This is a genomic window from Paraburkholderia strydomiana (assembly GCF_046030495.1).
GTDB classification, from domain to species: domain Bacteria; phylum Pseudomonadota; class Gammaproteobacteria; order Burkholderiales; family Burkholderiaceae; genus Paraburkholderia; species Paraburkholderia strydomiana_A.
The window spans coordinates 53,432-80,230 of the sequence record NZ_JAQQCJ010000020.1 but is presented as its reverse complement, the minus strand read 5'-3'; the positions used below and the strand labels follow the sequence as shown (position 1 = coordinate 80,230).

Genomic DNA, 26,799 nt, shown 5'->3' with positions numbered 1-26,799 from the left:
GGTGAGCACTATCTGCGCCGCTTTCGCTTCTGTTCGCGTCGCGCATCCGCATCTTCGCGGATCATATCGATCAGCGCACGCAAGCCGGCCGGCACGTGCCGACGCCCCGGATAGTACAGACAGAGCCGCTCCAGCGGCGGCGTCCAGTCTTCCAGCACGCGCACCAGCGTGCCGGCTAGCAGGTCCGCCGCCACATTCCATTCGGTCAGGTAAGTGAGCCCCAATCCGGCACGCGCGGCGGCCAACATCAGGCCAGGTCCATCGAGCGTCAGCGCTCCCTTGCCGTCGAACCGCACGATCTCGCCGTGCCGTTCGAATTCCCATTGATAGATCGCACCGCTCGGCATGCGCGTGCGGATACAGCGGTGCGCATTCAACTCAGCGGGCGTGCGCGGCCGTTTGTTTTGCGCGAAATACGCCGGACTGCCGACCACGGCAAAACGCTGCACCTCGCCGAGCGGCACCGCGATCATGTCTTGCGGCACAGTGTTCGCCAGCCGGATGCCCGCATCGAATCCGCCGACGACGATATCGATCAGACGCCCTTCGGTGACGAGGTCGAGCTTCATCTCCGGATACCGTTGCAGGAACGCGATAAAGAGCGGCATCACCTGGTTCGCGGCGCCCGTTGACGTGTTGATGCGCAACGTCCCCGACGGCGTGTCGCGATAGCTTCCGGCCTGTTCGAGTGCGTCGCGGATCGTCGAGAGCGCGGGCGCGACGCTCGCGACGAACTGCTCGCCGGGCTCGGACAAGGACACGCTGCGTGTAGTGCGATTGAATAGCCGCACGCCGATCCGCGCTTCGAGCGCGGCCACCGCATGACTGAGCGCGGACGTCGACACGCCCAGTTCGATTGCCGCCGCCCGAAAGCTTCGACGGCGCGACACCGCGAGGACCGCTTCCAGCTCACCCAGACCCGATGTTTTCATTATCCCCAATCGTTCAATACGACGTGCGCAATTGTACGGCTAGTCGGCACAATAGGATGCCGCTATCTTGTGCGTTAAACCCGATTCCGGAGAAACGCAATGCAGATCATCGACACGATTTATATCGACGGCAGGTTCGTCTCGCCGCATGGCGACGAAATGTTCGACCTGTTCAATCCCGCGACCGAACAGGTGATCGGCCGCGTGCGTCTCGCCGACGCGCACGATGCGCGCGCCGCAATCGCCGCCGCCAAGAGCGCGTTTCCCGCGTTTTCACAGACCGGCAAGCGCGAACGCATCGAGATTCTGATGCGCATGCACGCCGCCGTGCTCGCCCGCGAAGACGCGTTGTACGAAGCGATCACCGTCGAATACGGTGCGCCCGTGTCACGCGGACGATGGATGGCGCGCCACGCGAGCGACGTGCTGCTCGCCACGGCGCAAATCCTGCAGGACTATCCGTTCACACGCCGCGCGGGCATGGCCGAAGTGACCATGCAGCCGCTCGGCGTGGCCGGTTTGATTACGCCGTGGAACAGCGACGCGGGGTTCATCTGCGGCAAGCTCTCGGCGGCGCTCGCAGCCGGTTGCACCGCAGTCGTCAAGCCGAGCGAGATGAGCGCGATGCAGACGCGCATCGTCACCGAAGCGCTGCACGATGCCGGCTTGCCGCCGGGCGTCTTCAACATCGTCACCGGCCGGGGCGAAACGGTCGGCGCGGAAATCAGCGCGCATCCGGACGTCGCCAAGCTGTCGTTTACCGGCTCCACGGCCGTCGGCAAAACGATCCTGCGCACCGGTGCCGAAACGCTCAAACGCGTGACGCTCGAACTCGGCGGCAAGTCGCCGGTGATCGTGCTCGACGACGCGGACTTCGATCAGGCCGTGCCGCTCGCGCTGCAAGCCGGCTTCATGAACAGCGGGCAAGCCTGCATCGCGGGAACGCGGGTCCTCGTGCCGCGCGCGCGGCTGGCGGAGTTCGAAGCGCGGGTGCAGCGGGAACTCGAACAGGTCAAGGCGGGCGATCCGCGCGACCCGCAAACGACCGTCGGCCCCATGGTCAGCCGCAAGCAATGGGACCGTGTGCAGCGTTATATCCGCATCGGCATCGACGAGGGCGCGCGCCTGATCGCCGGCGGCGAGGGGCGCCCGGAGGGCATCGACACGGGCTGGTTCGTCCGTCCGACCATTTTCAGCGGCGTCACGAACGAGATGACCATCGCGCGCGAAGAAATTTTCGGCCCGGTGCTGTCGATCATCGCGTATCACGACACCGAAGAATCGATCAGGATCGCCAACGACACGCCGTACGGCTTGCAAGCGTATGTTCTGTCACGCGACAATAAACTCGCGCACGCTGTCGCCTCGCGGATCGAAGCGGGACGCGTGCTTGTCAACACGCTTGCGCATGAGCCCGCGGCGCCGTTCGGCGGCTTCAAGCAATCCGGTATCGGACGCGAGTACGGCACGTTCGGGCTGGAGGCGTTTCTCGAACCCAAGTCGGTATTGGGTGTGCTGTGATCGGCCGTAGTGCCGGGCGAGAGCGCCCCGGCACTACGGCGAAGCGTCAAGCCGCGCGTTATTTGAACAGAGACTCCGCCTCGTCAATCGCTATATTTCGCCGCCTCCACCGCTCTTCGGCTTGCGCAATTTTCTTGCGGTTATGAAAGTGCGGATTCATCCACCACGGAGCCGCGATTCCCTTGTGTTTGTCGCCCTCGGCGCCTATCACGGCGATCTCGTGGAGCGGCACATGAGGACGCGCCGCGGTGCGCTCGTCGCCGAGCACACCGATCGACGCCACCCGCATGATCTTCGGAATCACCGAATTGTGAAACGCGAGCTCGCACTCCGAGCAGCTGGCCCACGCGGCCGGCCGGTATTTCGCCGGCCACGAATTCAGGATCATGTGCTTCAGATCTCCGCCTACGTGCGGCGCCCCGTCGTCGATCACGGTTTGTGTTTTGCCGCTCCTGAGCCTTTCCTGCACCGGTCTCCAGTATTTGAACGCATAGCTTCCGGCGAAAAAGCAGTGAACGTCCTGCATCAACGTCAGTTGCACAACGCGGCGAAAATCGTTGCCGTGCGTGCCGGCCCTGCCTTTGTTCTCCAGGGTGAAGAAGCTGTAGTCGTCCTCGACGTGGCCGCCGACCATCTGCCGGGTCACCCAATCGGCTTCACGTGTGACATGGAGAAGCCGCGTGCCCTTCGTCAATACGCCAACCGGCACGTGACGAATGAAGTCGTTCACGTTCCGGCGCTGCAGCGGCTCACTGTCAGCGACCACGCCATCTCGCCTGAGCATGGCCTTTTTCCAGTCGCCGGCGGTGAGCGCGCCATTCACGAGGGCGAAACCGCCGGGTGTCGCGTCCGTTAAGTCACTGCCGGCAAATGCGCAATGCGTGCAACTGGCGCACTGTTCACCCAGTGTTTTCGTACTGAGCTTTTCAGAAGACACAATCCACGATTTATTCATTCGCTTAGTATTTCTGGAGGTTGAGAACGTCCGGCCGCATTGCGCCGCTTAGGGCGCTATCTGGCGGATCTGCTCACGTACAACACCTGGTCACGCAGTCTTATTCCTTTTCTCCCGGCAAGTGGACGCGCGGACCACGCCACTCACGACCGGCACCGCACACGCGAAAGTACGCGCCGTCACGAAAACATCAAAGTGACTATAATTTCTGCCGAATTACTCAATACTGCTCACCGTGTCAGACGCTCCGCAACGACCATTAGCGACAGACAGCCATGCGCATCGAGACGCCGCGTCACGACGAACGAAACCGTGGTTTGGCTATGCGCTCATCGTCGTCGCAGTCGGCGTGCTGGGCGGTGTCTTCGCCTATGTGGCCGGCTGGTTTCCGCGCACCACCTATGGCGCTCAACCTCGCGCGCAATGGATCGTCGACGCCTTCGAAGCGACGACGCGTCCGCATCCGGGATTCCGTCGCAATCACGCGAAGGGCATTTGCGTAACCGGCCATTTCGACAGCAATGGCAACGGCGCGGCGCTTTCCACAGCCAGCGTATTCGAAGCCGGTACATACCCCGTTATCGGGCGATTCTCTGCGCCGGGCAGCAATCCCTCACAAGCCGACGCGGAATCCAGCGTGCGCAGCTTCGCGTTGCTATTCAGCTTGCCCGGCGACGAACAGTGGCGCACCGGCATGAATTCGGCGCCCATCTTCGCGGTCGGAACACCACAAGCGGTGTTCGAACAACTCTCCGCGCGTGCGCTCGACGCGACAGGCCACCAGAATCCAGCGCACATGGCGGCCTTTTTGCACAAACACCCCGAGGCGCAGGCATTCGACGCATGGGTCGCCGCGCATCCGCCGTCGTCGGCATTTTTCAATGCCGCCTACTTCAGTGTCGACGCGTTTCGCTTCGTCGATCACGAGCGCCGCGCCCAGTATGTTCGCTGGCGCGTGGTGCCCGAAACGCCTTATCAGCAGCTCGGCGAAGACGCCGAAGGCGATCCGGACTTCCTCGCGCACGGCCTCGTCAAGCGGCTGGAACAAGGTCCGTTGCGCTGGCGTTTGATGATCTCCGTAGCGAAGCCGGGCGATCCTGTCGACGACGCTACCCGGCAATGGCCCGCGCAACGCGATCGCGACAGCATCGACGCGGGAACGCTCGTGATCGATCGCGCGCAGTCGCAAATCGACGGCCCGTGCCGCGACATCAATTTCGACCCGCTAATATTGCCGCAAGGCATCGAAGCGTCGAACGATCCTCTGCTAGCCGCGCGGTCGTCCGCGTATGCCGTGTCGTTCGCGCGTCGTACGAAGGAAGAAGCGCGCTTTAGCGCGGCGCGCAATTGACGCGCTCGCTGCCGCGCGACGCAGTCCGCACGGCAGCGCCGGGACAGGCGCGGAGGTGCCAGGCAGAAACCCGCGATCGCGGATAAACTGGCTGCTTTTCGGGCCGCGCCGACACGTTGCGACACGCACGCTGTCATCCGTCTCGAGACATCACCGACCAGCTACGCGACTCATCAAGGAACGAATGTCGATGACTGGAGCAGAATTAGCCAGCATGCTTCCAGGCATGCTGCCGCGACTTTGGGCATTCGCTCTGCGCATTTCGGGCGACCGGCACGACGCGGAAGATCTCGTTCAGCGCGCCTGCGTGCGCGCGCTGGAACGCGCGCATCAATTGCAGCCCGGCACCGCGCCGCTGAGCTGGATGTTCTCGATCGTTCAGTCGACGTGGATCAACGAATTACGCGCGCGCAACGTTCGCAGCCGCTCGGGCATGGATTGGGACGACGACTTTCTCGAGACCGTGCCGGACCCCAATGGGCGCACACCGGAGCAGCACGCGATGGACGGCCAGATCATCAGCGCCGTGCAGCGGTTGCCTGAGGCGCAGCGAGTCGTTATGCTTCTCGTAGGCGTAGAAGGGCTCAGCTACAACGAAGCGGCCGAAGCACTGGACGTGCCGATCGGTACGATCATGAGCCGGCTTTCGCGGGCGCGCCAGGCCATCGGCGCACTGTTCGGCGGTCAGAACGAAAAGCGTCAAAGAGCTGCATCGAATATTAAGGACCCGGGGTGATGAAAATAGACGACATCCTGCTCTTGGCATATGTCGATGGCGAACTGACGCCGGGCGAGCGGCTGGAAGTCGAGAAAGCAATCGAGGCATCGGCTGATATCGCCGAGCGCGTCGAGCTGCTCGAAGCGTCCAGGCTGCCTTATCAGCAGGCGTACGCGCGCCAGAAACTGCCGCCGGTTCCCGACAGCCTCACACAGAAAATCGCCGAACTCACGCGAGCCTATTCGGCGCCGGAAGGCGTCGCTATACATGCCGCCGCCACCGCGGCCGGCGCCAACGATCCCATTGCCGCCCTGGCGGAAACATCCGCATCGCGTTCCGCACCGGTGCGCTCCAGAATGCGTGTCGCCGCGCCCTGGCTCGCGGTTGCTTTCGTCGCCGGCGCATTTTGCACGGGCATCGTATTGCGTGTCGCACCAAGCGCGATGCCGGGCACGGCCGGGCCTGCCGGTGCGCAGCAGGTCGCGGCCAGCGGCGTGTCCGCATGGGTGCGCGCCGCCGCCGGCTATCAGCAGCTGTATTCGCGCGACACCGTCGCGCTAGGCGCGCCCGCCGCCGATGTATCGGCGCGCATCGTCGCGGACATCCGCACTCAGGACGGACTCGAACTGCGTGTGCCCGATCTGAGCACAATGGGACTCACGTTCAAGCGCGTGCAGCGTCTGCGCTTTAACGACAAGCCGCTGGTCCAGATCGTCTATTTGCCGAAAGAAGGGCCGCCGGTCGCACTGTGCGTGATGAAGGACGCCAAACCCGACGCCGGCCTCGCCCAACAGCGCGTCGACCGGATGGATGTCGTGACCTGGCGGCAGGCCGAGCTCAGCTATGCGCTGATCGCCGAACCGGGCGCGGCGGACCTGCATGCGATCGGCAAACAGATTACCGGAAGCGGTGTGGGCGCGATGTTCAGCCAGAGCAGCGCGGTGTTGCAGCCCATCACCTGATGCGTTTGCCATCGATGGAATAAAAAAGAAGCGCTGGATGTTGTGTCGAAGGTGCGGCGTCATAGCCGCGATCTTCGATCGGCAAACCGGCGCATGAGTTCAGCCCCTTCCGTCTCTCACCGACAATCCGCACTTTCGCGGCTCGCCGCATGCGGCGCCCTGCTGGCGGCGCTGATTCCGCTCGACGCGCGCGCCGGCTGGATCGTCACCGAAGCCGACGGGCCGTATCGCGTGATCCACGCGACCAGCGTCGATACGGCGAGCGGCGCGGGAAATCGGCTGGCAGACGGCGACATCGTCGAGACCGCGCCGCAGCGCGCGCTACAGATGCAGGACGACGCCGGCAACATCCTCGCGCTCGGCCCTGACACGCGAGCCCTTCTCGGCCCGGCTGAACGCGTTTCGCTGCTCGACGGCTGGATCAAGCTCTCGCACCTCTGCGCGACATCGTCGTGCCCGCAACCGGTGCTGGAAACCACGCACGTCGGCGCGTCGCCGGACAACGGTTCGGCGATCGTCGTCACTGCGTCGAACGCCCGCGCGGGCGACGCGGCCGTATTCGTCGAAACCGGTGGAACGGCGCTCACGGTGCGCATCGACGGCAAGCATGCGCCGCTTCGCTCGCGGTTGTCCGGTGGCCAGTTCGCCTCGTTGAGCGCTGCCGCGCCGCCGGTCGTCACCACGCGCCTGCCGGCCGATTTTCTCGCCGGCATGCCGGTATCCTTCCGCGAAGCGCTGCGCCCGCTTGAGGTCAAACTCGACACTCACGCGGTGCGGCCCGACACGCCGCACGCCACGCCCGTCAGCTACGACGACATAGCGGCATGGCTCACCAGCGCGCTGCCCGCCCGCTACCGGCCCGACACGCGCTTTGCAACCCGCTTTCGCACGCGGCTCGCCGACCCGGCGTTCCGTCACGCCATCGACAGCCACCTTGGCGTGCTGCCCGACTGGCGCACGCTGCTTTATCCGCCGCCGTCCCCTGCCCGCAACCGGCCACGCGCCGCACTCCGATTCCCATGAAACTCTCCCTCGCTCTGAAGTTCAACCTGGTGTTCGTCGGCATCTTCACCGTCGGGCTGATCGCGGCCGGCGTGATCGCGGAGCGCGTGCTGCAGCGTGAAGCGCTCGAACAGACGCTTCATGACGCAAACGTGATGATCAGCGCGGCGGGATCGATGCAGCATTACACCGCCGCACACATCACACCGCTGCTCGCCACGCAGATCAAATACAGCTTCGTACCGGAGTCGATCCCCGCCTTTTCCGCGATCGAAATGCTAAACCAGTTGCAAAAGGAATTTCCGAATTTCTCGTACAAGTCGACGATGCTGAACCCGACCAATCCGCGCGACCGGCCGACCGATTGGGAGACCGACGTCATCCGCCATCTGCATGACCGGCCGGCACTGAAGGAGCTGACCGGACAACGCGACGGCGCCGACGGCCGCACGCTGTTTCTCGCGCGCCCCACCCGCATTACCGACGCGTCGTGCATGGCGTGCCACAGCACGCCGTCCGCCGCGCCGCGCACGGTGCTGGACAAGTACGGCCCGGCGAACGGCTTCGGCTGGACCATGAACGAGGTGATCGGCGCGGAGTTCGTGTCGGTGCCGATGGCCCAGCCGATCGGGCGAGCCCGCGTGTTGTGGCGCACCTTCATGGGATCGCTGGCCGCGGTCTTCGCGGCGGTGCTGGTCGTGATGAACGTGATGGTTCATCTGCTGGTCACGCGGCGGATTGCGACGCTGTCGCGCGCCGCCGACGCGATCAGTCTCGGCAAGCTCGACGATGCCACCGCGCTGCCGACCGGCTCGGACGAAATCGCGTCGCTGGCGGTGTCGTTCGGACGCATGCGAACGAGCCTCACCGAAGCGTTCAGAATTCTCGACGAAGCGTAGCGCGCGATGCGCGATGCCCCCCCGAACCACGGCGCACACGCCGCGACGCTCCCCGCCTGCATCGGCCGATACCGGATCGAGCGCGTGCTGGGCCGTGGCGCGATGGGCGTGGTCTATCTTGCGTTCGATCCGAAGATCGAGCGCAAGGTCGCGCTGAAAACGATCCGCCACGACCTGCTGCACGGCGCGAGCGGCGAACGCCCGACCGACGATCCGCGCCAGCGCTTTCTGAACGAAGCGCGCGCAGCGGGACGTCTGATTCATCCGCACATCGTGCAGGTGTACGACTTCGACGAACCCCGCGACGAAACCGGCGACGCCGCGTTCTTCACGATGGAATACGTCGCCGGCGAAAGTCTCGCCGCACGGCTCGCCGCCATCCGGCCGACGCAACGCATGCCGCCCGCGCGCGCGCTCGGCTGGTTCGTGCAACTGCTCGACGCGCTGGATTACGCGCACGGCGCGGGCGTCGTGCACCGCGACATCAAGCCCGCCAATCTGCTGATTACGGAGCGCGGCGCATGCAAGGTCACCGACTTCGGCATCGCGCGAATCGGCACATCGGATCTGACGCAGGCGGGCATGCTGATCGGCACGCCCGGTTACATGTCGCCCGAGCAATTCACCGGCGAGCCGCTCGACGCGCGCGCCGATCTCTTTTCGGCTGCCGTCGTGCTCTACGAAATGCTGACCGGCGTTTGCCCGTTCAACGGCCCGCCGAGTGTCGTCATGCAGCAGATTCTCACCGTGACGCCGGCCGCGCCGTCGACGCTTGCGCCTGACCTGCCCGCGTCGCTCGATACGATACTGGCCAAAGCGTTGGCGAAACGTCCCGCCGAGCGCTTTCAGTCCGCTGCCGAGTGGCGCGCGAGCCTGCTCGCGACATTGGGCGCGATGGGGGCATCGGGCACACCCGGCGTGGAAGATCCGGCCAGCGACGACAGTCTCGCCGAGCGCACCGTGATCGCGTGCGCGATTCAACCGGCCGTGCTCGAACCGCCCGCGACGGATTCGACACCGAGATTCGCGCCGCACGCCATCGCACAACTGGAAAGCCGGCTCGCGAGCCAGGTCGGCCCGGTGGCGACGCTGCTGATGCGGCGCGCGACAGCCGATGCGCCCGACGTCGCGACACTGCGCGAGCGTTTGTCGCGTCACTTTGCGGACGATGCGGCGCGGCGCGACTTCGACGCGCTGCTCACGCAGCTAGGGCCGCTGCGCCACGCTGACCGGCCGGCGCCCGAGCTCATCCCCGACCAGGGCCTCGATGCGGCGTTGCTGCAAGAGGCGACGCACAAGCTCGCGGCTTATCTCGGGCCGATCGCGAAGATCATCGTGGCGCGCGCCGCAGCCGGCGTCATCGACGCGCCGACGTTCCACGCGAGACTCGTCGAGGCCATCCCGGATGCGGCGCAGCGCGACGCGCTGCGCCGCGATCTCGGTCTTTGACGCACGATGGCGCGGCTAGTAAGCCGCGTGGCTGTCGAGAAGCCGCAGGAATAACGCGGTATCGAGCGGACCGTCGTGACGATGTCGAACCAGCGCGCCGCGCTCGCCCGCCGCAGTGCGATGCCACCACACGCTATCGGCGTCGTCCGCCGACGGCAGACTCGCCGTCGCCGCGTGCGCTTCCTGCGTCGGTAAGACGGCAAGCGCGGCCTCGAACGCCGTCAGCGAAAAGCCCGTTTTCAGCGACGACAGCGCAAGCCGCGCAGCCGCTTCGTGCCACGCCGCACCCGGCGCGCCGTCGTCACGAGGCGGCTCATCCGCGTCCGTCATGACGCGGGCAATCGCAAACGGAAAATAGCGGCCCACTGCATCGATGCCCGGCATCATCACGCCCGCATAGCCACACCCGCCGGCGACGCCGGGCCGCATCGAAAAATGCCATAGCGGCATCGCGAGATAGCTGTCGAGCCATGCGTCGCCGAAGCGTTCACGCGTTTTCAGCATCCCGGCTTGCAGCCACCGGTCCCATCGCGCGACGAATTCCGGTGCGAGCCCCTGGCCGACAAAATCGCCGTGCGTGCGGACCTTGCCGTAGAAGCCCGTCTCGCGAATGCGGCGCGGCCTCATAGTTGCGCCGGACAGCGAAAGCGGTCCAGGAGTCCTGCGCGGAACGGGTTGTTCACGCTGCTCGCGGCCACGGCCAACGTCGCGCGGCCCGCATCGAACGACACCTTGAAACGATCCGCCTGACCGTCCTGCGCGATACGTGCGCCGTCGAGCAAACGGAACAGCGCCCACGCTCCGTCGGCGTGCAAGGGCGGCGTTTGCGGCGGGTCGAATTCGACGTGCGCCTGGCCCGTGCCTTTGCCGCTCGGCCACTGGAACGCCGCGGCGGCCCCGGGCGACTCGCGCGTCGCCATCAGCTGTTGGCCGTCGATGTCGAGCACGAAACGCTTCACCGCGGGATCGAGGCTCGCCACCTTCGCGCTGAAGCGGACCGATACGTCGCGGCCGCCATCGCGGAACAACGCGTCGCGAATCGCGGCGGCGTTCTGGAACTGCGCGAGCACGTCGTCGCCGATGCCGAGCGAGCGCGCCTCGGGACGCCAGCGCCAGGTCGCGCCCGACATATCGACGCGGCTTTGCAGGTTCTTCTGGAAAAAATCGTCGATCAGACCGCCGGGCGCGAGAATCCGGCTGAAGTCATCGGGCGCGGCATCGCGAGTGGAGCTCCGCACGAGCGGATAGCGGCCGTCGAGCGCCTGCCGGCACGCCGGCGCGACACTCGCCGCCCACAGCGCGCGAAGCTGCGCACGCTGGCTTTGCACCTGCACGGTATCGGCGTTGGCGGCCACGCCCTGCAACACCGACGCAAGCGGCGCGGGCGCGCCTTGCGACAACAGCTTCAACCGATCCAGCGGCGCGGTGGACGGCAACGGCAACGACTGCCGGCGCGCGGAATCTTCCGCCTGCAAGGTCGCGGCGGCGTCCTTGAGCGCGGCGATCGATTCGTCGATCGGCGCAGCGCCCGGCTTGCCCGCGAGGTCGTGCAAGGGCTGGAAATGCGTGTCCATCGACGTGGCCTTGCCTGCTTCGGGCACCGCAAACGTGGTTTCGCGCGCCGCCGCCTGCACTAGCGCGCGCAATGGCGAATTCGGCGAGCCCAGCAGATTGGCGACGCGCGCGCCCGCTTCCGGCGCGTTGAACGGCACCACGTTCACATCGTCGAGCAAGGCGTCCCATTGGCGGATGCCTTCGTCGTAGTACAGACGCGTGAGCGCCGTGCGCAATGCGTCGACGCCGCCCGCATCCAGCTTCGCGTCGCTGCGCCCGAGGACCCAGTCGTCTTTCGACAGATTCGCGAGCGCCACTTCGCGCAGCCGCTGAAACGCCGCGAAGCCGGCTCGCGTATATGCACCGTCGACACCTTGCGTGAGCGGCGCGCCGCTCCTGCGCACGAACACCAGCAAGCCACTCGGGCCGGCCGCTTTGGCCACCGAAAAATCGGCGAGGCGCAACTGCGCAAGCTGCTGCCGGATGCGGCCGTCCAGGCGCTGCGCCAGCGGAACGCGCGCGAGCGCCGCGCGGCTTTGCGCAATCAGGTTCTGATCCAGCGGCAAACCGGAATCGAACTGCCCGGGCTGAAACAGCGCGTCGAGATGCTGTTCGATCGCGGCGCGCTGCGCGTCGGTGGCATTGCGCAGCGAGCCGTGCTGCCAGTCGCGCATAGCCCACGTGACGATCGCGCCGGCATCGAAATGCGACGGATCGCCGAGCATCAGATACGCGCGCAGCACTTCGTACTGCCCCACGGCATTGCTCGCGTCGCCGCGGCGCAGCGCTTCCTCCATCCGCTGCACGACGATCGGCAGCAGCGTCTGGCGCAACAGACGTTGATAGACGCGCTCCGCTTCGAGACTGAGCTTCTCGCGCTGATCGAGGCGCAGCGTCGACCACCACGGCGCGCCATGCGCGGCGCGCTCGGCCGCGCCGCCCGGCAACGCGCGCGCCGCATCGAGAACGGGCAGCACGGCGAGCGGGTCGTCGCCGGGCGCGATCTGCCGAACCTGCGCTTGCAGCGCGGCGATCTGCTCGCGGCTCGCGTCGACGAAGCGGCGATTCGCGCGGTCGCCGATGAAGAGCGCCGCGAGGCCGGCGCTCAGCAGCGCGATCACGAGGCCGATCGCCACGCGCTGAAAACGCGCGCGCCAACGCTCGACGCGCAGATTGCTGCCCGCGATGCCCGCTTCCGCGAAGATCACGTCGTGCAGCAGACGCTTGACGAAATACGCCCGCCCGCTCGACGAATCCGCGAGCAGGACCTCGCGGCGCAGGCCGAGCGCCGCCGCCATCGAACTCATCATCCGGTCGAGCGGACGGCCGCTCTGCGTGCCGCTCGTGAAGTAAACGCCGCGCAGTAGCGGCGCGCGTGCGAAGCGCGACGCGCCGAACACGTCGCCGAGAAAACGCTGCAACGAGGTTTCGATGCCGGCGAACTGCTGCGGAAACGCGTAGATCAATGCACGGCGCCGCACGTCGGTCTCCTGCTGCATGCGCTGCACGACGCGCGCCTGGAGTTGCCGATGCAGCAGCCGGAACTCGTCGGGGAAACGTTGCAGTGGCGCGGCATCGGCGGCATCGTGCGAGGCGTCGTCAGCGAGCGGCGCATACGGGAACGTCATGCCCCAGACCTGTTCGCGCTCGTCGCGACCGAGGTCGTCGAAGAATTCGGAGAATCCCGACAGCAGATCGCTTTTGGTCACCACGACGTACACCGGAAAGCGCATGCCCAACTGCCGGTCGAGTTCGGCCAGCCGCTCGCGCACGGCGGCCGCTTGCGTGGCGCGCTGAGCGTCCGTCTGCTGCAGCAGATCGGCGGCGGAGACGACCACCATCACGCCGTTCAACGGCCGGCGCGGCCGGGACTTGCGCAACAGCGCGAGGAACCCGAGCCATGCGCCGCGATCGGCGTCGCGATGACTGTCCTGCGTCGTGAAGCGGCCGGCGGTGTCGAGCAGCACCGCGTCGTCGGTGAACCACCAGTCGCAATGACGCGTGCCGCCCACCCCGCCGATCGCTTCGGCGCCGAGCCGTTCGGCGAGCGGAAAGCGCAGCCCCGAATGGGTCAGCGCGGTCGTCTTGCCGGCGCCCGGCGCGCCGACGAACAGGTACCAGGGCAAGTCGTACAACACGTGACGGCGCGCGCCGATCCAGGACGTCAAACGCGCTTTCATGCCGCCGCCCTTCGTGCCGCCCGTGCCGTTCGTCCCGCGCGCGCCGTTCGCGTGATGGCGCAACGTCGATAGCGCGGCCTCGAAGCGTTCGCGCAGCACGGCGAGGTCGGCGTCGGCGGCTTTCTGCGCGTCGCTGCGCTCGCGATGCGCGGGGTCCGCGGCATTGGCGATCAGATTGCGCACGAAGTTCGACTGCGCGATCCGCACCTTCGCAGCGCGCACGCCCCAATAGATCGTCCAGGCCGCGATCAGCAGCCCGATGGCGACCCGGCGGCTCATCGCGCTGCCGAGCGGCACATGTCCGCCCACCGCGACCAGCGGCCCCTCGAACCACAGCACGACAGAAAGCGCGAGCACGCCGGCCAGCGATATGACGACAGGTTTCCGTAACAACGCTAACCACTTCATGACGCGGCTCCCGGCGCAAGAATCACAATCGCGACGCGGCGGTTTTTCGCGCGGTCCGCCGCGGTGTCGTTAGAAGCAAGCGGCTCGGTGTCGCCGCGCCCTTCCGCGCTCAGACGCTCAGGCGAGCCCAGCCGCTGTGCGATCAATTCACGCACCGTATCGGCGCGCGCCTGCGACAGCGCCACATTGGAAGGAAAGCGTGCCGACAGAATTCGTTGGTTATCCGTATGACCGACCACGACGACGTTGCCCGGCTTGTCGCGCAACGCGTCGCCGATTCGCTGCATGAGCGGCACGAAATGCGGATCGAGATCCGCGCTGCCGGAAGCGAACAGTTGCGTGCCGCCCGCCGTGTTGTCGATCGTGACCGTGGTTCGGTCCGCCGACTCGCTCACCGACACGAGCCCCTGAGCGATCTCGGGCGCGAGGAATCCGGACAGCGACGCGGCGAGACCCGGCTGTGCATGCACCTTGTTCGCGAGCACCGGCGCGGGCGCTACACGAATCGAGCGCATCGATGCAAAGACCGGGTCGGAGAAATCGTTGATGCGCAGGTTCAGGATCAGACTGGTTGCGACCAGCACGAGTGCGGCCAACGCGCCGGCCACCCACAGCGGCACGAGCTGGAACAGACGCTTGCCAGCCTGCGCGGCCGGCTGCCAATGCGGCGACAGGCCGCGTTCGACGGGCGGCCTTTGCGCGCGGATCAATTCCGCGAGCCTTTCCCGGATCGCGTCGAGCTGCGACTTGCCGTTCTCGACCAGCCGGTAGCGTCCGTCGAAACCGAGCGCCAGCATCACGTAGATCAGTTCGAGCAGATCGAGATCGGCGGCGGGTGTCTGCGCGACGCGCTGCAGGATCGCGAAGAGCCGCTCGCCGCCCGACGCTTCGTTGTGAAACGTGACCAGCAGACTGCGCTGTCCCCACACGCCCGCGCCCCATGGCGTCGCGGCGATCGCCTCGTCGATGAAGGTGCACAGGCAGTAACGCCCAGGGCCGAGTTGCGCATCGGGCACGCCGAACGCGCGGCCGTTCGTCTCGAACGTGCGCATCATGTCGATCAACTGCGTGCGCAGCGCGTCGAGATCCGCATGGCTGGTCAGGCGCCGCAACGGCAGCGCCAACTCCAGCAGCGGATTGGCGGCGCGCAGCAGGGGATTGAGGCCCGGCACCGCGGCATCGAGCGGCGCGAGCGGCGGTGCCGTAGCCGACGCCGCCGACGGCTGCGCGCGGCGCTCGCGCTCCGTGTCGAGCCGGCGGCCTGGCGTCGGCATCATGATCGTGCACGCGGCGTCGAGAAAGTCCGGAGCGTCGGACGCCGGGTTGGTGTCGTGGGTCATCGCCTGAGTCCTGATATGGGTCGTGACGTGCGTGCGGGCTTCATCGACGGATCGCCCAGCATTCCATCGTCAGAGCGGGGAAATCGCCGGCGACGTACAGCGCCAGTCCCGCCGACGAAGCCAGCGTCTGCCATGCGTCGTTCGAGTCGTCGAGTTCGAAGTAGCTGAAGCCCGCATGAAACGGCAGCTGGCGCGGCGCGACCGGCAGCGCGCGCAAGCCGATCCCCGGCAGTTGCAGATTCACGAGGTCGCGGATATGTTCGATTGCGCCGATCTTCAACTGTGCCGGAAAGCTCGCCTGCAGCGCATCGGCGGGCATTTGCGCGCGCACCGCGAGCACGAAGGTGGCCGACGCGAACAGCGCGCGGTCGGCGACGCGCGCCACCCGCAGACCGTAACGGCGTTCGTCGAGCGGCACCGCCACGACTTGCGGATCGGCGACGCGGCTCAGGGCGAGCCGCAACGCGTCGATCACCGGCGTGAAGGTTTCCGCGAGCCGGTCGTGACGGTAAGCGGGAAACACGGGTGGACGCCGCTCGTGCTGGCCGAATGTCGCGAGTTCTCCGGCAAGCTGCACGGTCTCCTGAAACAGCGACTCGGGATGCAGTCCGCTCATCGACATGAAATGGCCGATCAGCGGTTGTGCGCGATTGATGGCCTGCAGCAGCAGAAAGTCCGCGATTTCTGCCGCCCCGGCGGCTTGCGGTTGCGCGAGGCGCGCGGCGAGCGTTTCGCCGCGTTGCTGCAACAGACCGTTCAGCTCGGTGGTGAAGCGCGCGAGGCGGTCGGCGACGCGCAAGTCGAGACAGGGCGCGCAGTACGCGTCATCGAGCAGTACGCGCGAATCGGCAACGCGCTCGACGATCTTCGCCACGCCGAGACACGCGTGGGCATTCGCGACGTCCGGTTCGAACGCGAGACGCAAACGCAGCTTGCCGACCTGCATCAGCGTGGTGACGGCGTCCCGGTCGTTGCTGTCGTGTACGTCGAACTCGTCGATCCGGTAGCGCGCCGGATTGTCGGGCCGCTCGGCGCCGCCCGATTCGGCCGCGCCCGGACGGCGGACCGGCAGCGCCAGCACGACCAGCAGGTTCGCCGTGCCGTCGGGAATCTCGAGCGGTTCGGGAAGCGCATCGTCGGCGGGCAGGTTGAACGGCGTGCCGTCGGGCAGCACGCCCGCCGCCGAACGCAGCGACAGCTTGCCGAGCTTGAGCAGCGCGTCGTCGATTTCAAGCGACGTGAAGCCCCAGCCATACGCACGCAACGGCGCGGCGCGCCCTTCGAGCTGAGCCTGCAGATGCCGGTCATGCTGCTGCAGATGCTGCGGCTGCAGGAACATGCCTTCGGACCAGATCACCTTGTTGTTCCAGGACATCGCGTTACTCCCGGTCCGCGCGGAGCGCATCGAGCTGCGCCTGATAGGCGCGGCTGAAAGGCTCGCCGAAGGTTCGGTGGAAATCGTCGCCGGCGTCGCGCGCGACATGCTCCCAGGTGTCGACGTAGCGTTGCCACAGACGCGCGCGCCGGTTGCCCAGCAGTGCATCGATGCCGCTCGCGGCATCGAGTGACTTCTCGATCGCGGCGGGCTCGATGCGGGCCATCGCGTGCGCGAGCGCGGCGCGCATGCCCGCGACGACGGCCAGCTCGTGCGCCTGAATGTCGTGGAATGCGGCGCGCAAAGCGTCAAGCGGGGCGAGGTAGCCTGCGCCGCGAGACGCGAGCATTTGCGTTAATGCCGCGTCCACGTCGGGGAAAAACTTCAGTGGGTTGTTGTCGCGCTCTTCGATCAAGGTCATGGCGATGCGGGTCTCGCGTTTTGCCATCGAGCGTGAACGTAGCGCGCTCATCGCGCCTTGCGTCGCTTCGCGCAGCATCGCGCCGGCCAGGCGCGCGAGTTCGGGCGCAGGGATGTGGCGCACGGCGTTGGGGTCGATGGCGAGGCCTTCGAGTAAGGCGGCGGTGGCGGCGTCGGGAGTGAGGTTGGGACTCGCCTCGGGATTCGCGTCCGCGGCCGGGTGCAACGGCTCGGCTGCGCGCTTTGCGATTGGCGCCGCATTCGCGATCGGGCTTGCGCTCGCGTTCACACTGAACGTCGAGGGCCAGCGCATCGAAGGCAACGCTCCGTCTTGCGCGTTCGAGCGCAGCGGGTCAACGCCCGCTTCGCCGCCGAGCGGTTCGCGCTGCTGCGCTGCTGCAGGCAACGGCGTCGCAGCCAACGTCGGCACCTTCAACACCACCTGCTCCGGCGAGACATGCTCGAACGTACGCGACGGCGTCGCTTCGACGCGGCGCGCTGAATCGGACAACGAAGCACGCAAGGGATCCGCCGGCGTCAACGCGTCCAGCAAAGCCTGATTCGCATTGCCGACAAGCCGCGCAGGTTCGCGCAACAACGGCGCAGCGGCGAGCGGATCGGGAAAGAACGGCGTGCCGGGTAGCTTGCTCTCGCGTACGGGCGGCTCGTCCTTCGGGCAATCCCAATCGTCGGGAATCAGCGGAGCCGTTCGCTTCCCATCCCAATGCGCCTGCTCCGGCCACACCGGGGGCGCGGTCGCTGCCGGCGCGGCCCGCGTCATCAGCGTGTCGGGAGCCTCGAACGCCGTCTGCGTATGCGGCTCCGATACCGCTGCCGCATCGATCGACACTTCCAGCACATAAGCGCCGATGCGCAGCCTGTCGCCGTCATGCAGCACGGCCTCACGGCTGCCGTCGAGCACGCGTTCGTTCAACACGGTCGGGTTGCCGCCGCAATCGATCAGCAAGAAGCCCGCCTCGCGCCAGTCGATTCGCGCATGCAGCCGCGACACGTTGCGCTGCGGATCGGCGAGCACGATCGTGCAGTCCGGCGCGCGGCCGATGGTGCCGCCTTCGTGATCGAGCCGGACACTGTGCGGCGCGGCGGAAGCGTCGCCGCCATGCACGGTCAGCGTCAGTGACGCAGAGTGGTTCGGTGACACGTGAACTCCTTATTTGACGAGCTTACGGGTGCCGTCGTCGGCATCGCGCGGCGGTGTGGGGGACGGCGGCGGAACGTTGAGCGCGACGGGCGGCACGCCCGGACCGAGTGGAATCGGAAAGCTCGACATCTCGATCGTTTCGGGGCCGATCAGGATGTAGGACGCCCCGGCGCGCAACGCGATCGTGGCGCTCGCCTCGATCTCGACCGCCGCGCCCGCCGTGATCCGCACGGCCGCGCCCGCGCCGAGCGAATACGCGCCGCCCGCGAACTGCTCGTGCGAGCCGAGCGTCGCGGCCGACACGCTGCCGTCCACGCGCGAGCGGCTGCTGCCGTGAATCGTGTCGTGCCGCGCGCCGCCCGTTTCGCGATACTCGTTGCCGTCGACGCGCCGATGCGAATCGTGCGCGACGTTCATCAGCGCGTCGTGCGCGACCCACGTTTCGTGATCGCGGGCCGCGTGGAAAAACAGTTGCTCGCCGCCCTTGCGGTCGTCGAAACGCAACTCGTTGTAGCCGTTGCCACCTTGCGTCGAATGGCTTTTCAACGTCGACAGCGCGGCATTCGCGGGCAATTCGTACGGCGGCATGCTGGTCGAGTTGTAAAGCGCACCGGTCACCACCGGCCGGTCCGGATCGCCCTCGATGAACTCGACCAGCACTTCCTGGCCGATGCGCGGCAGCATCATCGCGCCCCAACGCCGGTTCGCCCAGCCTTGCGACACGCGCATCCAGCCGCGTTCGAGCCGTTGCGCGCCGCCGCCCTGCGCAAGCTGTTCCCAGTGAAACTGCACTTTCACGCGGCCATAAGCATCGGTCAGAAAGTCATCGCCGTCCGGCCCCACGACGACCGCCGTCTGCGGGCCCGCAACCGACGGCACCGGCGTGATCCGTTCGGGGCGAAACGTCGTGTCGGCGCGAATCGCGGTGAAGCGGCAATCGAACAGCGGCATGCTCGGGTCGTCGCTGGATACGTAGGCATCCGATGCAATGTCGGCCTCGATGCCCGTGACGAGGAACTGCCGTTCCTGCGCGCCGTCCGGATGATCGCGCAGGCGAAACAGGCCACCTGCCGCGATGCCGCGCGACGTGCAACGCGCTTCGATGGATTGGTTCAGCGTCTCGTGAATCTCGGCATTGACGCGCGCGACACGCTCGCCGTCGGCGGCGCTGCGGTGCCCCGTCAAGTGTTCCTGCTTCACGTAGCGGGCCGGATCGAACGGCGCGCCGCGTGTCGCGCGCGCCATCAAGCCCTGACTGTTGCTGACGGACGCCTTTTCGAAATCGTAGTCGTTGACTTCGTAGCGGCCGGTCTGCAACGTCGCGCCCGACACCCAGCGGTAGATGCACTCCTCGTCCTGATCCGGTGTTTCCCACGCCTGATACGGAATCGTTTCGTAGTGCCCGATGGGCCGGTGCGCGCTGTTCGAATCGGTCAGCACCAGCGTGCTCTTGCCGCTCGCGTGCTCGAAAAAATAGTGGATGCCTTCGCGCTCCAGTAGCCGGCTGATGAAATCGAAGTCGGTCTCGCGATACTGCATGCAGTGCTCGAGCGCCGGATACGCCGCGCTGCACGTATTGCGCAAATCGACGCCGAACGATTCGAGCACGCTCGTCACGATTTGCGGCACCGTGCGCTGATAAAAGAAACGCCGATGCGACGCGCGCGTCAACAGCCAGAGCCGCGGATGCACGAGCGCTTCGTAACGCGCCATGCGGTTATGCGTGGTGTCGCCGGGCGTCAACAGCCGCAGTGTGGTCACGATGCCGTTGAACTGGCGCTCGCCGCCCGCCGGAAAGTCGAGCGTCACGGACAGCTCCTCGCCGAGCACCGCCCCCGCATCGAGATCGTTGTGCGGACTCAGAAACGTCAGCTCGAATACGCTCAGCCGGCCGAGCGCCTCGCGCGCCGACATCCGCAAAAACACCGCCGTGTCGCCGAGCGCCGCGCACTGCATGCGAACGTGCCGCGTGCTACTCGAAGTCATAAGTCAACTCCCCGTCCTGTTCGCCGACATGCACGCGCGCCAGCGCCCTGCCGTCGATCACGCGCGACAGCACCTCCGCGCTGATACGCGGCAGCACGCTATGCGTGAGGATCGCGTCGATCATCCGGCCGCCGCTGTCCATGCGCGTGCAGCGTGCGGCGATCTGCGCGATCACGCCATCGTCGTAGGTAAACGGCACCTGGTGCGCGCGCCGCACTCGCTGCGCCACCCGTTCGAGCTGCAAAACGACGATCCGGCGCAGCATCTCGTCGCTCAGCGGGTAATACGGAATCGTCACCATGCGGCCGAGCAGCGCGGCCGGAAAGGTGCGCAGCAGTTCCGTATGCAGATGGCGCTCGATTGCGTCGGCCTCAGGCAGACGTTGCGGGTCGGCACACAACTGCGCGATGCAATCGGCGCCCGCGTTGGTGGTCAGCAGGATCAGCGTGTTGCGGAAATCGATCGAGCGGCCTTCGCTGTCTTCCATGCGGCCTTTGTCGAATACCTGAAAGAACAGTTCGTGCACATCGGCATGCGCCTTCTCCACTTCGTCCAGCAACACCACGCTGTGCGGCCTGCGGCGCACGGCTTCGGTCAGCACGCCGCCCTCGCCGAAACCGACGTAGCCCGGCGGCGCCCCCTTGAGCAGCGACACTGTGTGCGGCTCCTGGTACTCGCTCATGTTGATCGTGATGAGGTTCTGCTCGCCGCCGTACAGCAATTCAGCGAGCGCCAATGCCGTCTCCGTCTTGCCGACGCCCGAGGTTCCCGCGAGCAGGAACACGCCAACCGGTTTGTCCGGATTGTCGAGGCCGGCTCGCGACGTGCGGATTCGCCTCGCGATCGACTCCGCCGCATGACGCTGGCCGATGACCCGCCGGCCCAGATGATCTTCGAGATGCAGGATGGTGTCGGTTTCCTCCTTCACCATCCGCAGCACGGGAATGCCCGTCCAGTCCTGCACGACCGACGCGACCGCGTGTGCATCGACGGCCGCCATGATCAGCGGCGCGTCGCCCTGCTGCACGGCGAGCGCATCCTGCTGCGCGCGCAACGCGGCCAGATCGGCGCCTGGCGCGTTCTGCGCCAGTTGCGCGCGCTGCGCGAGAAGGCCCGCCACCAGCTCGCGCTCGACGGACCAGCGGCTTTCGAGTTCCGCAAGGCGCCGCGTGTGCCGGTCGAGCGCATCGGACGCCTGCGTGTGCCGCGCGGCGGTGTCGATGCCGATCGCGCTCTCTCGTTGCAATACCGCGAGTTCGGTCTTCAGCGCGGCGATCCGCTGACGCGCGTCGTCGACGGCGGCGGGCGTCGCGTGCTGGCTGACGGCGACGCGCGCACACGCGGTATCCAGCAGATTCACCGACTTGTCGGGCAACTGCCGCGCCGGAATGTAGCGATGCGACAGCCGCACGGCCGCTTCGACGGCTTCGTCGAGAATGTGTACGCCGTGATGCTGTTCGAGCGCGGCACTGACGCCGCGCGTCATCAGGATCGCGCGCGCTTCGTCGGGCTCGCGCACCTGCACGACCTGGAAGCGCCGCGTCAATGCGGGATCTTTTTCGATGTACCGCCGGTACTCCGACCATGTCGTCGCGGCGATCGTGCGGACCGTGCCGCGCGCGAGCGCCGGCTTGAGCAGGTTCGCGGCGTCGCCGGTGCCGGCGGCTCCCCCTGCGCCGATCAGCGTATGCGCCTCGTCGATGAACAGGATGACGGGCTGTTGCGCCGACTGCACTTCGTCGAGCACCTGGCGCAGCCGCGTCTCGAACTCGCCCTTCACGCTCGCGCCCGCCTGCAGCAACGCGACGTCGAGACTGCGCAGCACGACGCCGCGCAACGCGGGCGGCACGTCGCCCGTGGCGATCCGTTGCGCGAGTCCTTCGACCACCGCCGTCTTGCCGACGCCCGCCTCGCCAGTCAGCAGCGGATTGTTCTGGCGGCGGCGCATCAGGATATCGACCAGCTGGCGAATCTCGTCGTCGCGTCCGACGATCGGATCGAGCGCACCCGTACGGGCTTGCGCGGTGAGGTCGACGGTGAAGCGCAGCAACGCGTCCTGGGTGTGGCCCAGCGTGTTGGCGGCGGCCGGCGCCTGAGGCTCGGTCTGCGCTTGCGTTTGTGTCTGTGTCTGCTCCGGCGAGCCGTCGAGCACCACCGCGAAACGCTCGATCAGATCGTCGAGCCTGACCCTGTCGAACTCGCGCGAGATGCCGCGCATCGCGTTGCGCAGCGCGGGCGTCTTGAGCGCGCCGACCAGCAGGTGCGCACTGCGCACCCGCGCCGCGCCGAACATCAACGAGCCGTAGACCCAGCCACGCTCGACCGCTTCTTCGAGCTGCGACGAGATATCCGTAATCGATGTCGAGCCGCGCGGCAAACGGTCGAGCGCTTCGACCAGATCGCGTGCGAACGCAGCGGGCTCGATATCGAAGTGCCTGACGATTCGATGCAGATCCGAATCCGGCAGTTGCAGCACCTGATGCAGCCAGTGCGCGACTTCGACATACGGATTGCCGCGCAGCCGGCAAAACGCGGTTGCGCTTTCCATCGCGCGGAAGGCGAGCGCGTCGAGTTTGCCGAACATTGCGGCGCGGCTGATATCTGCCATGGTTTATCCCTGTGCGTGAGACGGCGCGCGTGCACTCGACGCGCGCATGTTGATGACGAGTTGCCCCCCATCCGCCTGCGCGGGACGCGCCAGCAACCAGGTCGTATAGCCCAGCCGCTGATGACGGCCCAGTGCAAGACGCGGGACGTCCGCGCGTCGCAAGCACAGGTTGACGTCCCATTCGAGCGGATCGCGCACATAGTTGTGCACCCAGTCGGCGACGCGCGCGAGGCTCGGCTCGCCCGGCAGGAAGCGCCGGTAGTCGTCGATCGAAAGCGGGCCGAGCACGACGCGAAACTTATGCTGACGATCCCACGCGCGCGCACCCAGCACCGTGGCCACGCCAAGCCGCGCGCTTTCGCCGTTCGCGCCGAGGCGGCTGAGCGTCGACGGCGGCAGGCGCAGCCAGTGCCCGACGTTCTCGATCACATGGACCGGCACGCCGAAAAAGCGCGCGAGCACGAGACGCAATCCGGCCGCATGCCGCGTCGGGCCGCTCAGCACGCCGGCGAAATGCAGCTTGGCGAAGTCGGGCACGGCGTCGCGATTGCGCAGCGCCGCCTCGCCGAGTCCGAAGGTCGTGCCGACATACGCGGAGAAGCGGTCGCCCGTCTCGCGATCCAGACTGACGACCGGTTGCGCGACGGCCCACGCGCGATACAGCAGCGACGTCATCCGGTGATGAAACACATCGAGAAAGCGGGCAAACGTCGGGTCGTCCGCGTTGCGCGCGCGGTCGCGCACGTACTCGGTCAGATGCGTCGGCATCGGACCGTTCGGCCCAAGCAGTCCGAAAAAATTCACCACCAGACGCGGCGGCGCCGCGCGCTCCGCGTCCACCGTAAAGCTGCGCATCGTGGTGGGAAAGAAAATCAACTCCGCTTCCTGCGCGAAACGCACCGCATCGTCACGCGGACGAAGCGACGCGCCGACGCGCGGCAACTGCGGATGCGCGCATTCGAGCAAGCGCACCGCGTGGAAAAAATCGTAGCGGTTGGCATTTGAGGAGAGGCGTTCGAACGGTGTCATAGCGTGCGCCACGGTCCGCTCCTCGGCGCCCAGCGCATGATTTCACCGCGCGTGACGCTATGCACGACCGTCTCGGTGAACGAATTCAACGACACGTATTGCGCAAAGAAGCGCGCCAGCACCGCGCCGAACAGAAACGCCCCGCCGCCTTCGAACCCGGCTTCGTCCAGCAGCAGCGAGACTTCGAGGCCGCGTCCGAATACCAGCGGGCCACGCGAAGGCAGACGCCGTGTCACCGCTTCGGAGCCGATCGAGCGCAGAGCGTCGACCTGCCGCGCCGACACGATATCGCCGGACGGCACATAGAGGGCCAGCAGATCCCGCATCGCGCGCGCGCCTTGCGCCGTATCGGTGTCCAGCAGCGACGCGTAGTTCAACGACAGGTGGCTCAGCAATCGCCAAGCAACCGGGCCCTCGGCAAACGACGGCAACGGCCGGCTCGGTCCGGCCACGCAGCGCACGCCGGTCACCGGCGCTTCGAGGTCGATCGTGAAGTCGGCCGTGTCGCCGCCGAGCGGCATCGTCAACACCAGGTCGCGGTTCGTGCACAGCACGCCGAGTCCCATTTGATGCAGTTCACCGGCGTGCGGCGCGCCGCGCGTATCGACCAGCGCAATGAAGGTCTCGCTGCCGAGGTAATGTGTGCGCGCGCCGCGAACGTCCTGACGCGCGGACGGTTGCCGCTTCTCGCGCCGCACCTGGTAAAACGCGGCAGCGGAATCCGGCACGCCAAGGTCACGCGCGCGATAGAACGGCTGGAACTCGATATCCGCACCACCGCCTGCCCGGTACCCGGTGACGCTCTCGATCTGATACACCTCGAAGTCCATCGGCCGGGTGCGGTCGGGCACGACATGATGTTCGAATTGCTCGCCATTGACTGCGATCCGGTCGGCGCGCCGGCGGAACAGATTGATGCACGGCGTGCAGTTCAGCGCGAAATGCGACGCGTCGACCCGTTGTTCGAGTGCCGGGTCCGCGCGCGAAAGCAGCACGATCAATTCGAATTCGTCGCTATCGCAGCGGCTCATGAACGGCTTCAATCCGTCGATCGACAGGAACAGGAAGCGCTTCGAAAACGCGAAATATTCCTGCAACAGCCGATAACCCGGAAACGATTGGCCGCTGACGGGCAACAGTGCTTCGTCATCGGAAAAGCCGCGCGCTTGCAACGACGACGGCGCCAACACGGTGCCGCTGCTGTCGTGGGTCACCGCGACACCGAGCGTCGATGCGAGCAGCAGTTCATAAAGACGCTCCGGCAGACCTTCTCCACCGCGCAGATAAAGATGCAGGCTGTCGAGATCAATGTCCCGCATCTTCAGATTGTTCGATGCGCGCAAGCGCAGCTTCAAACAGCTCCTGACGCCTTTTGGCAGCGTCGCGCTCACGCCGTCGAGCGCGCCCGCATGAGTGAGGAGCCGCGCGTCGACCAGCTCCAGCGGCCACAAGGTCACGGCGTGGCCCGTGCGGAATTCGCAGCGGGTCGAGCTATCGCCATCGAGCCGCCCATGCAGGGACGTGCCGCGCGGTATCGCCACCCCCTGCGCCAGCGACGGATGCGTGGCGTCCGGCTGCATCTGTACGACGGCCATCGCGGGCGTCGGCGCGAGATAGTGCGGATAGACGAGTTCCGCGAGATGTTGCGTGAAGCGCGGAAACTCCGCGTCGATCTTCATCTGCACCCGCGCCGCGAGAAAGCTGAAGCCTTCCAGCAAACGCTCGACGTACGGGTCCGCGCAATCGAAACTCTCCAGCCCGAGCCGTCCCGCGACTTTCGGATACGCCTTCGCAAATTCCGCGCCCATCTCGCGGACATGCTGAAGCTCCTGGCTGTAGTACTCGATCAGTTGTGGATTCATGACTGTTGTCTAAATGGCGATCACAGCGAGCCGCTCTGTTCGATCACGCTCGCCTGACCGGCTTCGAGATCGAACTCGGTGCGCAGATAAAGACGTTCCGGCACCGGATGCGCATGAAGATCGGCTTCGACGATGAACGCGAGCGCGTTGTGCTGGCTTCCGTTCTCACCCGTCGTCACCGCACGCACGCGCAACGAGCCGCGCAGAATCCGCGGCTCGAACGCGCGAATCGTGTCGGTGAGCCGCCGCTCCATCCGCACGATATCGACACTGGAGGCGCTCTTGCCCGCAAGATCGGCAAAGCCGAAATTCAGCACCGAATCCGCGACATGGGGAAAGCGAGCAATGTCCTGCGCCGCCGCGATACCTTGCGCGTTCAGGAGCCAGCCGAGATCGCGCATCACGCTGCGGCGCAGAGCGCTTGCCGAGCTGGTCCGGTGTTCGCGGGTTTCGCGTGTCGCGGCGGGCTCGTGATCGGTCAGCCGCTCCAGGAGCGACGGCTGGATGCGCTCTGCGTTTTTCATCGCGGATTCGGGCCTCGTTCGCGTTCGGTGCTCAGGCTTCCGCGTTCGCGGGGATGTTCCACTTGCTCTCGACCACGCCGCCGAGCGCCGAACCGGTGGTTGGATCCTGCTGCTGGTACGTCACGTGGAATTTCTCGAAGTTGAGCGCGACGTTCTCGGTAAAGCGGTCCTCGCCGTCGGAGCCGCCCGTGGCGTAATTCACCACCAGCACTTTCTCCAGTTCGATCTTGTAGTACTCCAACGGCGTCGTGCCGCCGGCTTTGCGCACGGTCAGCGTCACTGTCGGATAATGCTTGCCGGTCGCGCACGCGGTGATGAGCGACGGCGTGGAGCGGTCCGTGTACTTCGTCACCGACAGATCGTGCACGGCGACTTTTCCGCCACCGCCGCCGGTGCCCAGGTGCATCGTGCCGGACTGGCTCATGCCCCAGCTCCACGACAACACATCGATTTCATCCTTGTGCTTCGAATCGAGCGATTCGCCCTTGACGGTGCCGAGTGCCAGAAAAATATCGACTGCCATGATGTGATTCCTGTTTGAATGACTGCGGTTGAATGAAGC

The 26,799-nt window shown here is 66.4% G+C and carries 20 protein-coding genes; 7 read left to right on the top strand and 13 right to left on the bottom strand.

The window, feature by feature from the left end; all coding sequences use genetic code 11:
• Positions 1-8: 8 nt before the first annotated feature.
• Entirely contained in the window at positions 9-932 is a 924-nt protein-coding gene (locus PQQ53_RS24505) for a LysR family transcriptional regulator (RefSeq protein WP_408326802.1), read from the bottom strand.
• Between the two features lie 99 nt (positions 933-1,031).
• On the opposite strand from PQQ53_RS24505, the gene PQQ53_RS24500 reads away from it, so the two are divergent.
• Positions 1,032-2,453 carry an aldehyde dehydrogenase family protein gene (locus tag PQQ53_RS24500; RefSeq protein ID WP_408326799.1) on the top strand — a complete coding sequence of 474 codons (1,422 nt, stop codon included), beginning with the start codon at positions 1,032-1,034 and terminating at the stop codon, positions 2,451-2,453.
• Positions 2,454-2,511: 58 nt separating this feature from the next.
• Here the strand turns inward: PQQ53_RS24500 and PQQ53_RS24495 are convergent, their stop codons facing one another.
• Positions 2,512-3,408: a hypothetical protein gene (locus PQQ53_RS24495; RefSeq protein WP_408145431.1), complete on the bottom strand. Its 897-nt coding sequence runs from the start codon at positions 3,406-3,408 to the stop codon at positions 2,512-2,514.
• A 349-nt stretch (positions 3,409-3,757) separates the two neighbouring features.
• Between PQQ53_RS24495 and PQQ53_RS24490 the strand changes: the two genes are divergently transcribed.
• The 6 genes from PQQ53_RS24490 (at position 3,758) to PQQ53_RS24465 (ending at position 9,789) form a co-directional block, all read left to right on the top strand.
• Positions 3,758-4,759, top strand: a complete 1,002-nt coding sequence (locus tag PQQ53_RS24490) for a catalase family peroxidase (RefSeq protein WP_408326796.1) — start codon at positions 3,758-3,760, stop codon at positions 4,757-4,759.
• Positions 4,760-4,949: 190 nt separating this feature from the next.
• Entirely contained in the window at positions 4,950-5,495 is a 546-nt protein-coding gene (locus PQQ53_RS24485; RefSeq protein ID WP_408145427.1) for an RNA polymerase sigma factor, read from the top strand.
• A complete protein-coding gene (locus PQQ53_RS24480) occupies positions 5,495-6,439 on the top strand; it encodes an anti-sigma factor (protein WP_408326794.1) in 945 nt (314 codons plus the stop codon). The genes PQQ53_RS24485 and PQQ53_RS24480 overlap by 1 nt, the downstream gene beginning before the upstream one ends.
• 93 nt (positions 6,440-6,532) lie before the next feature.
• Positions 6,533-7,462: a hypothetical protein gene (locus tag PQQ53_RS24475; RefSeq protein WP_408145424.1), complete on the top strand. Its 930-nt coding sequence runs from the start codon at positions 6,533-6,535 to the stop codon at positions 7,460-7,462.
• Entirely contained in the window at positions 7,459-8,340 is an 882-nt protein-coding gene (locus PQQ53_RS24470) for a c-type heme family protein (RefSeq protein ID WP_408145422.1), read from the top strand. The genes PQQ53_RS24475 and PQQ53_RS24470 overlap by 4 nt, the downstream gene beginning before the upstream one ends.
• 6 nt (positions 8,341-8,346) lie before the next feature.
• Entirely contained in the window at positions 8,347-9,789 is a 1,443-nt protein-coding gene (locus PQQ53_RS24465) for a serine/threonine-protein kinase (RefSeq protein ID WP_408326791.1), read from the top strand.
• Positions 9,790-9,804: 15 nt separating this feature from the next.
• On the opposite strand, the gene tagF is transcribed toward PQQ53_RS24465, so the two are convergent.
• The 11 genes from tagF to PQQ53_RS24410 are packed head-to-tail and all read right to left on the bottom strand — an operon-like array spanning position 9,805 to position 26,760.
• Positions 9,805-10,416 carry a type VI secretion system-associated protein TagF gene (gene tagF, locus PQQ53_RS24460; protein WP_408145418.1) on the bottom strand — a complete coding sequence of 204 codons (612 nt, stop codon included), beginning with the start codon at positions 10,414-10,416 and terminating at the stop codon, positions 9,805-9,807.
• Positions 10,413-13,931, bottom strand: coding sequence for a type VI secretion system membrane subunit TssM (gene tssM, locus PQQ53_RS24455; protein ID WP_408326787.1), 3,519 nt, complete (start codon positions 13,929-13,931; stop codon positions 10,413-10,415). The genes tagF and tssM overlap by 4 nt, the downstream gene beginning before the upstream one ends.
• Positions 13,928-15,271, bottom strand: a complete 1,344-nt coding sequence (tssL, locus tag PQQ53_RS24450) for a type VI secretion system protein TssL, long form (RefSeq protein WP_408326784.1) — start codon at positions 15,269-15,271, stop codon at positions 13,928-13,930. The genes tssM and tssL overlap by 4 nt, the downstream gene beginning before the upstream one ends.
• Before the next feature lie 40 nt (positions 15,272-15,311).
• The gene (tssK, locus tag PQQ53_RS24445; RefSeq protein WP_408326781.1) at positions 15,312-16,646 is read right to left on the bottom strand and encodes a type VI secretion system baseplate subunit TssK; all 1,335 of its coding nucleotides are present in this window, start codon (positions 16,644-16,646) and stop codon (positions 15,312-15,314) included.
• 4 nt (positions 16,647-16,650) lie between these two features.
• Positions 16,651-18,228, bottom strand: a complete 1,578-nt coding sequence (gene tagH, locus PQQ53_RS24440; RefSeq protein WP_408326779.1) for a type VI secretion system-associated FHA domain protein TagH — start codon at positions 18,226-18,228, stop codon at positions 16,651-16,653.
• A gap of 9 nt (positions 18,229-18,237) precedes the next feature.
• The gene (locus tag PQQ53_RS24435) at positions 18,238-20,214 is read right to left on the bottom strand and encodes a type VI secretion system Vgr family protein (RefSeq protein ID WP_408326777.1); all 1,977 of its coding nucleotides are present in this window, start codon (positions 20,212-20,214) and stop codon (positions 18,238-18,240) included.
• On the bottom strand, positions 20,201-22,822 hold the full coding sequence (tssH, locus tag PQQ53_RS24430; RefSeq protein WP_408326775.1) for a type VI secretion system ATPase TssH: 2,622 nt from the start codon (positions 22,820-22,822) through the stop codon (positions 20,201-20,203). Before tssH ends, PQQ53_RS24435 begins: the two co-directional genes overlap by 14 nt.
• Positions 22,823-22,825: 3 nt before the next feature.
• On the bottom strand, positions 22,826-23,851 hold the full coding sequence (gene tssG / locus PQQ53_RS24425; protein ID WP_408326773.1) for a type VI secretion system baseplate subunit TssG: 1,026 nt from the start codon (positions 23,849-23,851) through the stop codon (positions 22,826-22,828).
• Positions 23,848-25,713 (bottom strand): type VI secretion system baseplate subunit TssF, encoded by a 1,866-nt coding sequence (gene tssF / locus PQQ53_RS24420; RefSeq protein ID WP_408326770.1) that lies wholly within the window; start codon positions 25,711-25,713, stop codon positions 23,848-23,850. Before tssF ends, tssG begins: the two co-directional genes overlap by 4 nt.
• Before the next feature lie 20 nt (positions 25,714-25,733).
• Complete coding sequence (gene tssE / locus PQQ53_RS24415) at positions 25,734-26,237, bottom strand: type VI secretion system baseplate subunit TssE (protein WP_408145400.1); 504 nt, start codon at positions 26,235-26,237, stop codon at positions 25,734-25,736.
• A gap of 31 nt (positions 26,238-26,268) precedes the next feature.
• Positions 26,269-26,760 carry an Hcp family type VI secretion system effector gene (locus tag PQQ53_RS24410; RefSeq protein WP_408145398.1) on the bottom strand — a complete coding sequence of 164 codons (492 nt, stop codon included), beginning with the start codon at positions 26,758-26,760 and terminating at the stop codon, positions 26,269-26,271.
• Positions 26,761-26,799 lie beyond the last annotated feature (39 nt).